This window comes from Leptospiraceae bacterium (assembly GCA_015075105.1).
In the GTDB taxonomy this organism is placed as follows: Bacteria; Spirochaetota; Leptospiria; order Leptospirales; family Leptospiraceae; genus JABWCC01.
The window spans coordinates 442,355-455,436 of the sequence record JABTUZ010000002.1; the positions used below are offsets into that span (position 1 = coordinate 442,355).

The window sequence follows — 13,082 nt, forward strand, 5'->3', positions numbered from 1 at the left end:
GCTATATCCTCGGCTCTCGATTGTCTAAATACGCCTGAATTCTCTCTAAATCTTCCGGAGAATTTACTCCATGACTCTCAAATGAGTTCTGCAACTTCACAGCACCAGAGGGCTTTCCTTCTTTATTATAGAGCTTTATAAGATCCGGTAAATAATACTCTCCTTGAGCATTTTCTTTACCGATTTTTTTTAGATAAGTAAAAACTTCAGGTGAGTTAAAACAATACGTACCAGTATTAATTTCTGAGATTTGCTTTTGAGATGAATTGGCATCTTTCTCTTCTACGATTTCAAGTATTTCGCCTGACGCATTACGAATAATTCTACCATAACCAAAAGGATTATCTAACTCTGCACTCAAGACGGTTGTTGCATTTTTATTTTCGATATGAGAGTAAATTAAATTTGTAAAAGTTTTAGAAGAAATAAGAGGAACGTCTCCGCAAGCAACAACCAATATTCCGTGATAATTAGTTAAATTTTTTTCAGCACATAGTAAAGCATGACCAGTGCCTAACTGCTCTTCCTGGGTAGCAAATCGAACATTCACGTAAGACGAACAAATTCCCATAACTTCATCTTTTTTGTAACCAACAATAGTGGTGATATCTGAAATTCCTGCATTGTTTAAGTTTTCAACGACATGACAAATAAGAGGCTTCCCCTGAAGTTTAATCGCAACCTTAGGAGAATCACTCTTCATTCTAGTACCTTTTCCAGCAGCTAAAACCACTGCTGAAACTTTCTCTGTAGCATTCGTCATAAATGAATTTCCAATTTTTAACTGGCTGGGCTGCCAGGGATCGAACCTGGGAATGGCTGGATCAAAACCAGCTGCCTTACCACTTGGCGACAGCCCAGTTTAAAAACTAAAATTTATAAATTTGCAATCAGAAAAATGATCCTTCATCTTTTCAAATATTTCTTCTCGAAGTTTTTCATCACTAACAAGCCCGTATATACAAGAGCCTGTTCCTGTTAATGACGCAAAAGAAGCACCATATTCAAGAAACTTCGATTTTATTTCTTTAAGAATAGAATAATTTCTAAAAGCAAACTCTTCAAAATCGTTTTCAAACCTGCCAGATAAATACTTCCAATCTCCATTTCTCAGAGAAAGAAGGTCTTTTTCTTGCAGGAAATTCCATTCTTTTAAATTGACCTCTGCCTGTAAAGGTTTTTTGAGGTACGCAAACGCTTCTTTGGTATTTATTGATATATCAGGAATTGCTAAAATTCCTAATCCACTCGAAATTACTATGTCACTTAAGTTCTCACCGATTCCTGTAACTATAGAATTTTTTCCTTTTATGAAAAAAGGTATATCTGCCCCGACTTTTGAAGTTATCTGAATTAATTTATTAAAATTTTCTGGGCTGGTATTTTTGAAAAAATGATAAAACAACATCCCTGCATTGCTGCTCCCCCCACCCAATCCCCCTCCAGGAGGAATCTTCTTTTTAATTCTGACCCTCACCCCTCCAATTTCAGGAGAAAGTTTCACTGATTCCAAAAATGCTTTATAAAGAATATTTTTTTTTATATCTCCTTTCTCGGAAACCTCATCGTATAATTTTCGTTTTTCACCGTTTAAAAGATTTTCTGAAATCAATTCAAATTTTCCTTTTTCAATTTCTTCAAAATAAATTTCATCGCCCCAATGTATTTTTATAAAAATACTATTCAATTCATGATAGCCGTCTTGACGCTTGAATAAAATTTTCAATCCAAGATTAATTTTTGCAGGAGAGATCATGTATTTTTTAATATTTGGAATTTTTCCAAATCTGAGACAAATTCTTCCCTAATGGATTCCGGTTTTAGAACGATAATATTTTTTCCGAAAGACCGGATGGTATTTTTAAACCAATTTTCTTCTAAAATTGAAGTAGTTGCACGAATGTATTTATTCTCGTTATCGAGTATTATATTTCTTTCTTTCACAATAAATTTCATTCTTAAACTAAGATTAATTTCTATTTCAGGAAGAAATAAAATTTCAGCTTCTTCTTTATTTGACGTTGATATATTTGAAAAAGATAAATCGTATTCTGTTGATTGCATTTCCATCAAATCCGATTCGTACGATGTGCCAATTTCCACAATATCAAAAATAGAATCTATTCTAAAAATACGCAAATCTTTTCTAAGATAACAATAAGCGATTAAGTATCCAGAATTTTCTTGTATTATCCGAAAAGGTGCGACTTCTCTTTTTTCGGATAAATTATTTTTTCTGGATTGATAATTGAATTGTATTTTGTTTTTTTTATTTATCGCATCTTGAATTTGCTCTTTTAATTTATATCGAGGCTCATATTCAGAATACGGAATAATTTTTTTTATTTTTTCTTGAACACTTCTTAAATATTTCTTTCTTTCGTCGTTGAATTCGATTTTTAATTCTTCATCAATAATGTTTCGTAACTCCATCCATTCATCTGCACTTAATCTCACATAAAGATCTAGTTTCGTTGGAAGACGAATTCCTACTGTGTTTCCATCGTAATCAATTTCTATATAATCTCCCGGAGAATAAGGGAAGGAGCCGATCATATACAATTCAGAAAGATCATTTTTTAAGGAAGATATTTTCGTATAGCCTGAATATTTTGCAAGCTCGTCTAAGGTTAATCTTTTTGATGATAGTATTTTTATTAGATTCAGTTTTTCTCTGACTTTTTTAGTCTTTTGCTTCAAAGAAATTTCTCCGAATTATTATAGTTTTTTTTTATTTCAGAAATATAATTTTTAAATTCAAAAATGAATTTGTCTGAATCTGTTTTCACTGGAATTTCCGAATGAGAATAAAAAAACCCGCACAAAGCTTGAAGATTTGTAGTAGAAAAATAAAATTTTGATTTTTCTTCTTTGTATGGATAATCCGATAAAAAATCCTTAAATCTCCAAATATAATCCGGTTCGATGTAAATATTCAATTCTATCGACTCGTGAACATGAAAACCTAACGGATGGAAATTTTTTTCTGCATTTGTTGGTTTTCTTGAATGAAAGAAACTGCCGGTAAGACTCGTAAGTTTTTCAATTTTCTGAAAAATAAATTTCCTGAAACCCTTTCTCTCTCTATCGTAAGCAATGATATAAAAATCTACTAAACCTTTTTTAACAATTTCTAAAGGCTCGATTTCTCGTACTTCGATTTTTTTATCTACCAATTTATTGTAATGTATTTTTAGTGGAACTTTATTTTGAATAGCTTGGATTATTTTATTAAATTTTATCTTGTTCGCTTCTTTTTCATCGTTAAGATTTACTTCTTCTACCATAGAATCTTTTTTCATTTTAGGGAAGTGTGTCAAATCTCCAGAAAAAATCTTTTGAGATATTGAAAATAATACTTCAGAATTTTGTAGTTGTGATTTTTCAAAAATCAGATCAGACAAAAATTTCAACTCTTCCTGTGAAAATTGGATTTCTGTATTGTTGGATTCTATTTTATAAACATTTCCGATATTAGAAGGATTTTCTAAATAGCTTTTATAGTACTTTATGGAAAAACCCAACTCCTTTAATTCTTCAATATCTCTTTGTAATTTTTTTTCATCTGATTGGAGTTTTTCATTTCCGTAAAAGTGAGGCATAATTTTGCAAATTTTTTTAAAAGAAAGACCTCCCCTATTTTTTAATAAATTCATTACTAACTCTATTTGACGAGATTCTGTTTCATTGGCAGATTTAGGATCTATTCCTAAACTAATTTTTTCTTCTATCATTTTCCCTCAAAAGATATTAAGACAATTTTATTTTTTTGTTTAAAAAAGACTTTCATTATAAATAGAATATTTCACTAATAACCGATAGATTGCTTTTTTAGAAGTTAATATACAAGTCAATGCGTCAAATTATTTTTAAAACTTTTTTTTTCATTCTTCTTTCATTTTTCTTTTTTAATTGTGCAACCTACTGGAATAACAGACGCAAAGATTTTCAAGATATTTTTACTGTTGGTTTTGAAGCACCCGGGTTTGGAGCGGGTTTAAGAGTTGGTCCTGCATCTGTAGGTCTTGCCTTTTTAGGAGGGGAAACCGCTCCTGGGAAGTTAGACAAAGGATCAGGAGTAGGTCTAAGGGGAGGTCGTTTCGGATTTTATAAATCACAACAATTGACTTTTTTTCTTTTAGGTGGGGAAACTTTTTATTCTGATGACGTTAAGTATGACTCAGATGGAAATCCTGAAATTGAAAAAGGTCTGCCTAAATTAAATAGCGAAAGAGACAACATAAAAAGTCACAAGTCCAGATACCTTACACTATATTTCGATCCTATAAAAGATCGAAGAAAAGAAAAGCGTGATGATGTTAAATTTGCTATAATCGACGAGCTTGCCAAAAAAACGGATGACCCCGCAATAAAAGCCTACCTTCCCAAAAGAGAAAAAAAACCTCACGGATACTCAAAATCGTATTTATTTCAAGTGGAAATCTACGCTGGAATTTATTACGGACTAAGATTGGGTTTTAATTTTGCCGAGCTTGTAGATTTTATTCTTGGATTTACCACTATTGATATTTTAGATGATGACGTAAATTAGCATAGAATTCTTGCAAGTAAGACGTTAATTTTTTAATTGTGTATTATGAGTTCTTCCTACTTTAAAATTATCGGTAAAAATCCTCTATCCGGAACTGTTGTTCCTCAGGGAAATAAAAATGAAGCTCTTCCTCTTCTTGGAGCTGTTTGCATGGTCGAAGGCTCTGTTATTCTCGAAAATGTTCCTGCAATCTCAGACGTACTCATGCTAATGGAAGTCTTGAAACATCTCGGAATAGAGATTCAACAAATCGAGGAGGGTGTATATTCTTTCCAAAAAAACGACAACTTAAAATCAAATCTTCCAGAAGAACTTTGTTCAAAATTGAGAGGAGCCGTAACCCTTGCAGCTCCCATACTTGCTGTTACAGGAAGAGTATTTTTACCCAAGCCAGGAGGAGACAAAATTGGAAGAAGAAGGTTAGACACACATTTACTTGCCTTAGAAGCGTTAGGTGCTAATATTGAAATTTTTCCTGATGGTTATGAAATAAAAACAAATGGTTTAGTCGGAACTGATATTCTCTTGGATGAGGCTTCTGTAACAGCAACTGAAAATGCAATCATGGCTGCCTGTTTCGCAAAAGGAACGACGATTATCAGACACGCTGCAAGTGAGCCTCACGTTCAAGGGTTGTGTAATTTTTTAAATTCTGTAGGCGCAAAAATTTCCGGTATCGGCTCTAACATATTAATAATCGAAGGCGTAGCTTCCTTACGATCCAATAACACTCGCCACAGAATATCTTCCGACTATCTCGAAGTCGGGAGTTTCATAAGTTTGGCTGCAGTAACCAAAGGAGAAATCCTCATCAAAGATGTAAATTTAGAGGACATTAGAATGATTCGTCTTGTATATTCCCGCCTCGGTATTGAAGTTCGTCCTGTTGAAGGTGGAATACTTGTTCCCAAAGATCAAAAAATGGAAATCATTCCTGATTACCACGGGGCCACCCCAAAAATAGACGACTCTCCTTGGCCTGGATTTCCCGCAGATATGACATCAGTTGCTTTAGTAACTGCTACTCAATGCAAGGGAACAATTTTAATACACGAAAAAATGTTTGAGTCTAGATTGTTTTTTGTGGATAACATTATTGCAATGGGTGCACAAATTATTTTGTGCGATCCACACAGAGCCGTTGTTATCGGTCAATCGGAACTATACGGTCAAAAGGTCGCAAGCCCAGATATTCGAGCCGGCATGGCAATGGTTATCGCTGCGTTATGCGCTAATGGTACAAGCTATATTCACAATATAGTACAAATAGATAGAGGTTTTGAAAATATTGACACAAGACTTCGCTCTCTCGGTGCTCAAATAGAAAGAATCAAGGAATAAATTACTTTAATGCAAAGAAAAGATTTTTTTAAAAAAGGTCTTGCTAAATTATTAGAATCAGCAATCTCAAAATCTGAAGAGATTTACGAGACAGTATCCAATGCAAATGTAACCACAGAAATAAAAGCCAAGAAAACAAAAAATTATTCCGGATTGCCTAAATACACAAGATCTAAACCTATTGCTAAAGGTCTTAAATTCCCACCAGGTGCCGTATCAGATAGAACAAAATTTGAATCTCTTTGCAATGGATGTGGAGATTGCATCACTCAATGTCCTTATAATGTTTTATTTCCTGTAAAAAAATCAAAACCGAAAAAAGATCTCCCGTATTTAGACCCCAACTTAAAAGCGTGTATGTTGTGCAAAGATTGGCCTTGTATTCAATCATGCGAAACAGGTGCGTTATTGCCTTTAAAGAAAAAACTTCCAAACTTCGGTAAGGCTGTAAGTAAATTTTCAAATTGTGTAAATTTCAAATTAGACGAAAGTATATGCACTGCTTGTTTGGATTCTTGCCCTGTTCCAAAGGCTATCAAGTTTTCCAAGAATGAACCTATTTTTTTAAAGGGTTGCGTAGGTTGCGGGATTTGTGTTCAATCGTGCCCAAGTTTTCCAAAGGCTATTGTTATTGATTAATTTTCCACTGTATCTCAATTAGCAAAATATCTTCGATTTACTCTACTACTTGAAACATCACTCTCTCTGCGCTAAAATCTTTCAACTTTTCTTTTTTAATTACAGTTTTTATTCCTCTGAAAATTTTTAATTCTCCTTTCCCTACCGATCGAAAAATTTCATCTGATTTTTCTTTCTCAGAGCTAAATTCTGCTTCTTTCCCGGATGTAATAGCTTGAATATATTCATAACCTGTAGGAGCAGTTACCTCCCATTCAAAATCATCATCCTCTTCGGGAAAAGTATAATCTTTATTTAACGCTATGGATTTTTGTGCAGAAAATTTATTTGGATATATTTGAGATATACTGCCATTTTTATCTACAGAAAAAATTTTAATGTAACAATTGGATATAGATGCATCTTTAGATTCTACCCTAAAAGTCAGCTTTACCTTTTCTTTGATTTTGTAAGTCGGATTTTTTCCTTTATCTAATTTTAGTTTTATTATATAAGGGCTATCTGGATTCTCAAAAAGCAAAACAACACTAAGCAATTCATCGAGAGTATTTGCGATTTTCTCAGAGCATTTTGCCAGTACTTCACAAGAAGATTGATTTGCACCGATCACATTTCCGGTTTCAGTTTTGATAAGTCTTGCTGATACAAAGTACAACTCCTTAATAGATTTTTCTTTTCTTACTTCACCCAAAATAAGATACGAAGCACCATGAATTTTTCCCAATTCTAACATCTCATCTTCTTTCACTATTCCTGATTTAGTCATTGTGATTTCATTCAGTGCTTTTGTGAGTTGTCCCTTTTCTACAAACTTAAATTTTTTCTTTGAAGATAAATTTGTTAAAACAAATGCAGCTGCCTGCTCACCTGCTTTTTTATCGTCACCCTCAAAAGGCATCACTCCTACTACTGAAGAATCACTTAAAAGCGATCTCGTAAAAAAGAATAATACAAAAAAAACAATATTTATCCGAAATGATTTTTTTTTGTTCATGCTACTAACTCCAAAAACTTTATTTCTTTAATACTTTCTGAATAAGCTCAAGCACTTCTTCAGAATTTTTATACAAAACCGGAAGGGTAATATCTTCTAAGATAATCTTCCCTGTTTCATCAACCAAAAACATAGCGCGCTTTGTTCCAAGAAGTCCTGAAGCGCCATAAGCATCACATATTTTTCCAGAGACATCACTTAGTAATGGAAATTTAAAATTATACTTTTCACCAAATTCTTTATGAGAATTCACCGTATTTTTATTAATTCCAATTATCTCAATTCCAATTTGCCGAAATCCGTCAAATCCATCACTATAAGAACAAAGCTGTTTTGTACAAACCATAGTATTGTCTCCAGGATAAAAAACTAACAATACTTTCTTACCTATATAATTTTTTAATGAAACAAGATTCCCATTCGTATCAGGTAATTCAAACTCTGTTGCTTGCTTTCCGAGTAGCGACATTTTATTCTTCCTTTTTTCTAAGTCTAATAAATCTTTCCTTGCCACTCAAGTCTTTTTTAATCTCTATTGTATCGAATTGGAAATTTTTTGATAATTCAGAAATTTTATAAATCCAGTCAGGGTGAGACTCCATAAATACATTTCCATTATTCTTTAAAAAATGAGAAGTCTCGCTTAACAATTTAGGATAAAACTCATCCGGATTTTTTAAAAACAAGGCAATTTCAGGCTCATACTCTATTACATCTTTCATTATTGAAAGTTTTTCAGATTCTGGTATATACGGTGGATTTGAAATTATATCATCATACAAAATAGTCCTATCTAAATTACTCATCAAATCACTTTCATAAAATTCACCTTCTAAAACTTCCCGCCCTAAAATATTTTTAAAATTTTGTTTTGCGATATTGATTGCGCTTATTGAAATATCGGAAAAAACAACACGGCTCTCCGGTTTGGTCTTCTGAATGGATATTCCAATGCACCCACTTCCACAACATAAATCTAATACAGTTAATGCGCTATGCGAATTACGAATCTGCAAATACCATTCGACCAATTCTTCTGTCTCAGGTCTCGGAATTAATACATTTTCATCCACATAAAAATTAGAATCATAAAACATTTTTTTGTGAACAATATAAGCGACTGGTTTGAAATTACCTCGCTCTTGGATTTTTTTTCTATAATCATTTTCTTCTTCGAGTGTAAGCACCCTCTCAAAGTTAGAATACAATTTGATTCGTTCAAGTTTCAGAACATCAGATAAAATTATCTCGGCATCTAATCTGGGATTTGGAATATTTTTTTTTTCTAAATACTCCTTGGATTTATTTAATACATATAGAATTGTTTTACCGTTTGTAATCATCCAACCTTACTTTCTTCCAATCTCTTTGCACGATCACTTTCTGAAAGTGCTTCCAATAAATCTTCTATATCCCCATCCATGATCGCTGATAGATTATGGCTCGTAAAATTTATTCTATGATCTGTACATCTTCCTTGAGGAAAGTTATAAGTACGAATTCTTTCAGACCTATCTCCAGAACCAATCATTGATTTTTTCATTGCGTCAGAACTTGCTTTTTGGTCTTCTTGAATCTTTTCTAAAATTCTAGATCGTAAAATCCTCATCGCTTTGTCTTTATTTTTTAATTGAGACTTTTCGTCTTGGCAACTGACCACAATTCCTGTTGGAACATGCGTTATACGAACTGCTGAATCTGTTGTATTCACGGATTGCCCGCCAGGACCCGAAGAACGAAAAACGTCAATTCTTATTTCATTTTCATTGATTGTAACCTCTGCATCTTCTGCTTCAGGAAGTATTGCAACTGTCACTGCACTTGTGTGAATTCTTCCACCTGATTCTGTAGTTGGAATTCTTTGCACTCTATGTGCTCCACTTTCAAACTTTAACAATTCATAAGCGTCACTATCTTCTACAGAAAAAACTATTTCCTTGAAACCACCAAGTCCGGTTGGACTGGAATCTATAATTTCATACCTCATTCTTTTCTTTTCACAAAACTTTGTGTACATTCTAAATAAATCAGCTACAAACAAAGCTGCTTCTTCTCCACCTGTCCCTGCTCGCACCTCTACAAAAATATTTTTTCCTGAGTTTGGATCGGGAGGAAGTAGTAAAATCTCAAGCTCTTTCTCTAAGGTTTGTGATTTTTCTGCCGAGTTCGAAATTTCTTCCTTTAACATCGAAATCATTTCACTGTCTTTTTCATTCTCAAGCATTGTCTTGGCATCATTTTGATTTTTCTCTAAATTCAAATATTCTTCAATCTTTTCATAAATCGGAGATAGTCTCACTCTTTCCTTGGAAAGTTCTTTCAACTTTTCGGGTTTAGATGAAATTTTTGGATCTTGCAATTCTTCATCTATCTTTAGAAATTTTTGTTTTATTTTTAATAGTCTGTCTAACATTCTGTATCAAAGGAAAATTTTAGCGAATTTTTTGAAAGAATTATCTAAATTATAAAAATTTGTTTTAAGGCAACCTGGGGAGTGTTAGAGAATGAAAATCAATAGACTCTATCCCGATAATTGGATTTGATGAAAATTAATGAAAAATGAATATTCTTTGGGTGATAGTATTTCTAAATATCTTATCACCTTATTTTCCGGAATCGACAACTACAACAGTCCGTACGCAAAAACTGTAAACGACCCTTCTGAAATCGTAGATTCACTAATCCAATCAGCCAGTTTAAAATCTGCCGCTATCAGTGCTTCGCTATCTTTGCCTCCAGGCCCTTTTGGATGGATAAGTGTCTTGCCCGAGCTATTAATTATTTTTAGAATTCAAGGGCATTTAATAAAAGACATCGCTGCATTATACGGAAAAGAAGTTAAAGTGAACCGAGAGTTACTTTTGTATTGTATGTTCAAACACGGCAGTGCTCATATTTTTCGACGCATGGTAGAAGAAACAAGCGCAAGGATTATAATCCGTCCGACTACGATTCAATTTTTTGAAAAAATTATAAAACTAATCGGAATGCAAATTTCCAAAAAAATGCTGAAAGGAAATTTACTTAGATGGGTGCCTCTTATAGGGGCTACTTTAACCGGAGGATTTGCCTACCTCGACACAAGAACTGTAGGTAAAACTACCAAAGAACTTTTTGCAAAAGAAATACTGACTATACCACTCGAAATCAGTGAGACAACCAAGAATGATTAAATACCCAATGCAACAAGGACAAAAAAAAATTCCTATTATTCTATTTTCCATTTTCATATTTTTATTATTCTCTCAATGCCAAAATAAATATGAAGCTTTAAAAAGTGATGTGGACGTTCTTATCGAAAACGAAAAATTTGATTCTGCCAAAGAAAAAATTAAGATCAAATTAGAAGGGTTAAAATCAACGGATGAAATCATCTCTTCAAATAAACCCAAACTTCCAAGAATTTTAGAAATGTCAAATGACCGAAATCGCATTGTGTGGACTGAAGACAAAAAAATTATTTTCCGAGACCTTGCTAATCCAGTCGTTAAATCTAAAGATATAGGCGAGTTGATTGAGTGGGTTAGCGTATCATCCGAATCCGAATACGCAGTACTTGCAATTAAACTCGTTAATGGTTCAGGTTGCAGACTAAAAACGGTTTCTTTTTTTGATTCCAAAGATTCTTATGATTCGGGTGCTTTTGTTTCTTGTTTCAACAAAGGTGCAATCTCAACCGAAGGAACAAAAATTTATTATTTTGTAGATGATAATTTATATCAGGAAGAAACAAAAGAGCCCAAAAAACCAATTTTAGTCATACCGAAGGAAAAATTAATTTCTCCTTTTCCAAAATTAAAGAATAAATTTTCAATGTTCCCAATAGGTAAAACCTTTCTGATTTTTTCCGGAAACGCAGGCTCTTATTATCTTTATTGGTTTTCTCCAAAATCAAACTCTATAAAAATTTTAGCTAAAGATATACTCAGCCCAAAAATTTTTCACTCGGACGGAAAATCGGTTTATGCAATAGGAGGGACAGTAGGAGCAATGCTATTACGAGAGATAAAATTTACTCATAGTGGAGAGCCTAATATTACCAAAGGACTTCCTATAAGTCAAAATGAAATAAACCCTTGGAGCACTACTAAAAAAAATGAATTTATATCTGGAAATGGAGATTCAGTTTACAAGTGGGGACCAGGAAAGAAAAAACAAATCTATCCTATCATTTGCGAGAGATTTTGGGGCGTGGCTCGAGATCATATTATATACGAGAATAAAAAAAATGAGCTGATCCTTGCAAATACAGAATTTTCACTCGAAGACTGGAAGATTTTAGATTTATATAAAGAAGTTAAAAAGAAAAAGGAAAAATAATTCTATGAATATCAAAATTGGTAATGGAATTGATTTTCATAAATTAGAAGTCAACAAGGAAAGACCATTTATTTTAGGTGGCTACATTATTCCTACCGATCTCTCTCTCATCGGACATTCAGATGCAGATATTCTATTGCATGCGATTGCCGATTCAATACTCGGTGCACTATCGCTCGGTGATATTGGAATTTATTTTCCAGACACGGATCCTGATTTCAAAAATATGAATTCTAAAACTATTATTGAAAAAGTCCTAAACCTAATGAAAGAAAAAAATCACGAAATCGGAAATATTGATAGCACAATTATTTGTGAGAAGCCAAAAATTGCACCTCATCGAGAAGGAATTCAAAAATCTTTAGGAAATATCTTGAATATAGAAATTGATAAAATATCCGTAAAAGCAACTACCTCTGAAAAAATGGGGGCATTGGGTCGATCTGAAGGTATATGTGTTTTAAGTAATGTTCTTCTACACTCTGTAAAATAAAATTTTAGTCTATAAAAGGTGCCATCCTTTCTGCCAAAATTCTCCGGTTATCTCCACTTTGAAGAGATAGAATTCCTCTTACAATAGCATGCCTCTTTCCATTTTCTTGTTTGGAAAAAGAGCGAACTTTATTTGCAAGTGGTAAAAATAATAAATTGGCAAATCCGATTCCATAGAAAGTAGCTATAAACGCAGTAGCAATTCCCTTCCCTAAGGCAGATGTTCCTGCACCTAAATTTTCCAATACATGAACAAGTCCGACTACAGTACCAATGATTCCCATTGTAGGGGAAAAACCCCCCGCAGTATCTAAGATTTTTGCAGAGAAGATTTCTTTTTCTGTTTCTTGTTCTGCGGATTCAAAAAGAATTTCTTCTACAATAGATGGATCAGAGCCATCTACAATCAATCGAATTCCTTTCTGGAATAGTGAATTTTGTATCCCGGAAATATCTTCTTCCAATGATAAAAGTCCGTTTCTTCTTGCTTTTTCTGCAAAGCCTTGAAACAATTCGGATAAGTCATCGTTTTGTTTAAAATAAATTGCTCTCTTTAAGCAGACAAACATGGTCTGGATTTGGGAAAATGTAAAACTTGCAAAAGTGGCCCCAAGTGTTCCTCCCAATATCAAGAGAAGTGACGATAGTTTTATGAATCCAGATACACTCACTCCCTCAAAAATGAGAGCAGCCAAAACTGAAATTACAGCTACCGATATACCAAAAATTGTAGTCAAGTTCATA

Annotated in this window: 15 protein-coding genes and 1 tRNA gene; 6 read left to right on the forward strand and 10 right to left on the reverse strand. The window is 33.3% G+C overall.

Annotation, left to right across the window (positions count from 1 at the left end; all coding sequences use genetic code 11):
* Position 1: 1 nt before the first annotated feature.
* The 5 genes from HS129_12060 to HS129_12080 form a co-directional block, all read right to left on the reverse strand.
* A complete protein-coding gene (locus HS129_12060) occupies positions 2-763 on the reverse strand; it encodes an NTP transferase domain-containing protein (protein ID MBE7412772.1) in 762 nt (253 codons plus the stop codon).
* Positions 764-785: 22 nt separating this feature from the next.
* Positions 786-860, reverse strand: a tRNA-Gln gene (locus tag HS129_12065).
* Between the two features lie 2 nt (positions 861-862).
* Entirely contained in the window at positions 863-1,756 is an 894-nt protein-coding gene (ispE, locus tag HS129_12070) for a 4-(cytidine 5'-diphospho)-2-C-methyl-D-erythritol kinase (protein ID MBE7412773.1), read from the reverse strand.
* Positions 1,753-2,700, reverse strand: a complete 948-nt coding sequence (locus tag HS129_12075; protein MBE7412774.1) for a WYL domain-containing protein — start codon at positions 2,698-2,700, stop codon at positions 1,753-1,755. The genes ispE and HS129_12075 overlap by 4 nt, the downstream gene beginning before the upstream one ends.
* Positions 2,697-3,734, reverse strand: coding sequence for a WYL domain-containing protein (locus HS129_12080; protein MBE7412775.1), 1,038 nt, complete (start codon positions 3,732-3,734; stop codon positions 2,697-2,699). Before HS129_12080 ends, HS129_12075 begins: the two co-directional genes overlap by 4 nt.
* A 119-nt stretch (positions 3,735-3,853) precedes the next feature.
* Between HS129_12080 and HS129_12085 the strand changes: the two genes are divergently transcribed.
* Genes HS129_12085 through HS129_12095 form a run of 3 tightly spaced genes read left to right on the forward strand, consistent with a single transcriptional unit; the run spans position 3,854 to position 6,532 of the window.
* On the forward strand, positions 3,854-4,552 hold the full coding sequence (locus HS129_12085; protein ID MBE7412776.1) for a hypothetical protein: 699 nt from the start codon (positions 3,854-3,856) through the stop codon (positions 4,550-4,552).
* A 45-nt stretch (positions 4,553-4,597) separates the two neighbouring features.
* Complete coding sequence (gene murA, locus HS129_12090; protein ID MBE7412777.1) at positions 4,598-5,893, forward strand: UDP-N-acetylglucosamine 1-carboxyvinyltransferase; 1,296 nt, start codon at positions 4,598-4,600, stop codon at positions 5,891-5,893.
* 9 nt (positions 5,894-5,902) lie between these two features.
* Positions 5,903-6,532, forward strand: coding sequence for a 4Fe-4S dicluster domain-containing protein (locus HS129_12095; protein ID MBE7412778.1), 630 nt, complete (start codon positions 5,903-5,905; stop codon positions 6,530-6,532).
* 37 nt (positions 6,533-6,569) lie between these two features.
* Here the strand turns inward: HS129_12095 and HS129_12100 are convergent, their stop codons facing one another.
* From HS129_12100 to prfA, 4 genes are read right to left on the reverse strand one after another with little or no spacing between them, the layout of a single operon-like run.
* Positions 6,570-7,526, reverse strand: coding sequence for a DUF4384 domain-containing protein (locus tag HS129_12100; protein ID MBE7412779.1), 957 nt, complete (start codon positions 7,524-7,526; stop codon positions 6,570-6,572).
* Positions 7,527-7,545: 19 nt separating this feature from the next.
* Positions 7,546-7,995, reverse strand: coding sequence for a peroxiredoxin (locus tag HS129_12105; protein ID MBE7412780.1), 450 nt, complete (start codon positions 7,993-7,995; stop codon positions 7,546-7,548).
* Position 7,996: 1 nt separating this feature from the next.
* Entirely contained in the window at positions 7,997-8,869 is an 873-nt protein-coding gene (gene prmC, locus HS129_12110; GenBank protein MBE7412781.1) for a peptide chain release factor N(5)-glutamine methyltransferase, read from the reverse strand.
* Complete coding sequence (prfA, locus tag HS129_12115) at positions 8,866-9,939, reverse strand: peptide chain release factor 1 (protein MBE7412782.1); 1,074 nt, start codon at positions 9,937-9,939, stop codon at positions 8,866-8,868. Before prfA ends, prmC begins: the two co-directional genes overlap by 4 nt.
* Before the next feature lie 139 nt (positions 9,940-10,078).
* Between prfA and HS129_12120 the strand changes: the two genes are divergently transcribed.
* The 3 genes from HS129_12120 to HS129_12130 are packed head-to-tail and all read left to right on the forward strand — an operon-like array spanning position 10,079 to position 12,339.
* Complete coding sequence (locus tag HS129_12120; protein ID MBE7412783.1) at positions 10,079-10,699, forward strand: EcsC family protein; 621 nt, start codon at positions 10,079-10,081, stop codon at positions 10,697-10,699.
* Positions 10,692-11,846, forward strand: a complete 1,155-nt coding sequence (locus HS129_12125; protein ID MBE7412784.1) for a hypothetical protein — start codon at positions 10,692-10,694, stop codon at positions 11,844-11,846. The genes HS129_12120 and HS129_12125 overlap by 8 nt, the downstream gene beginning before the upstream one ends.
* Positions 11,847-11,850: 4 nt before the next feature.
* Positions 11,851-12,339 (forward strand): 2-C-methyl-D-erythritol 2,4-cyclodiphosphate synthase, encoded by a 489-nt coding sequence (locus HS129_12130; GenBank protein MBE7412785.1) that lies wholly within the window; start codon positions 11,851-11,853, stop codon positions 12,337-12,339.
* A gap of 4 nt (positions 12,340-12,343) precedes the next feature.
* Here HS129_12130 and HS129_12135 read toward each other — a convergent pair whose 3' ends face one another.
* Complete coding sequence (locus HS129_12135) at positions 12,344-13,081, reverse strand: MotA/TolQ/ExbB proton channel family protein (protein MBE7412786.1); 738 nt, start codon at positions 13,079-13,081, stop codon at positions 12,344-12,346.
* Position 13,082: the final 1 nt, after the last annotated feature.

Bases quoted from the DNA above. Each gene is read 5' to 3' on its own strand.
- HS129_12120 (MBE7412783.1), top strand. From the start codon at position 10,079: ATGAAAAATGAATATTCTTTGGGTGATAGTATTTCTAAATATCTTATC.
- HS129_12060 (MBE7412772.1), bottom strand. From the start codon at position 763: ATGACGAATGCTACAGAGAAAGTTTCAGCAGTGGTTTTAGCTGCTGGA.
- HS129_12095 (MBE7412778.1), top strand. From the start codon at position 5,903: ATGCAAAGAAAAGATTTTTTTAAAAAAGGTCTTGCTAAATTATTAGAA.
- HS129_12080 (MBE7412775.1), bottom strand. From the start codon at position 3,734: ATGATAGAAGAAAAAATTAGTTTAGGAATAGATCCTAAATCTGCCAAT.
- murA (MBE7412777.1), top strand. From the start codon at position 4,598: ATGAGTTCTTCCTACTTTAAAATTATCGGTAAAAATCCTCTATCCGGA.
- HS129_12135 (MBE7412786.1), bottom strand. From the start codon at position 13,081: ATGAACTTGACTACAATTTTTGGTATATCGGTAGCTGTAATTTCAGTT.
- HS129_12125 (MBE7412784.1), top strand. From the start codon at position 10,692: ATGATTAAATACCCAATGCAACAAGGACAAAAAAAAATTCCTATTATT.
- HS129_12100 (MBE7412779.1), bottom strand. From the start codon at position 7,526: ATGAACAAAAAAAAATCATTTCGGATAAATATTGTTTTTTTTGTATTA.
- prfA (MBE7412782.1), bottom strand. From the start codon at position 9,939: ATGTTAGACAGACTATTAAAAATAAAACAAAAATTTCTAAAGATAGAT.
- prmC (MBE7412781.1), bottom strand. From the start codon at position 8,869: ATGATTACAAACGGTAAAACAATTCTATATGTATTAAATAAATCCAAG.
- HS129_12085 (MBE7412776.1), top strand. From the start codon at position 3,854: ATGCGTCAAATTATTTTTAAAACTTTTTTTTTCATTCTTCTTTCATTT.
- ispE (MBE7412773.1), bottom strand. From the start codon at position 1,756: ATGATCTCTCCTGCAAAAATTAATCTTGGATTGAAAATTTTATTCAAG.
- HS129_12130 (MBE7412785.1), top strand. From the start codon at position 11,851: ATGAATATCAAAATTGGTAATGGAATTGATTTTCATAAATTAGAAGTC.
- HS129_12105 (MBE7412780.1), bottom strand. From the start codon at position 7,995: ATGTCGCTACTCGGAAAGCAAGCAACAGAGTTTGAATTACCTGATACG.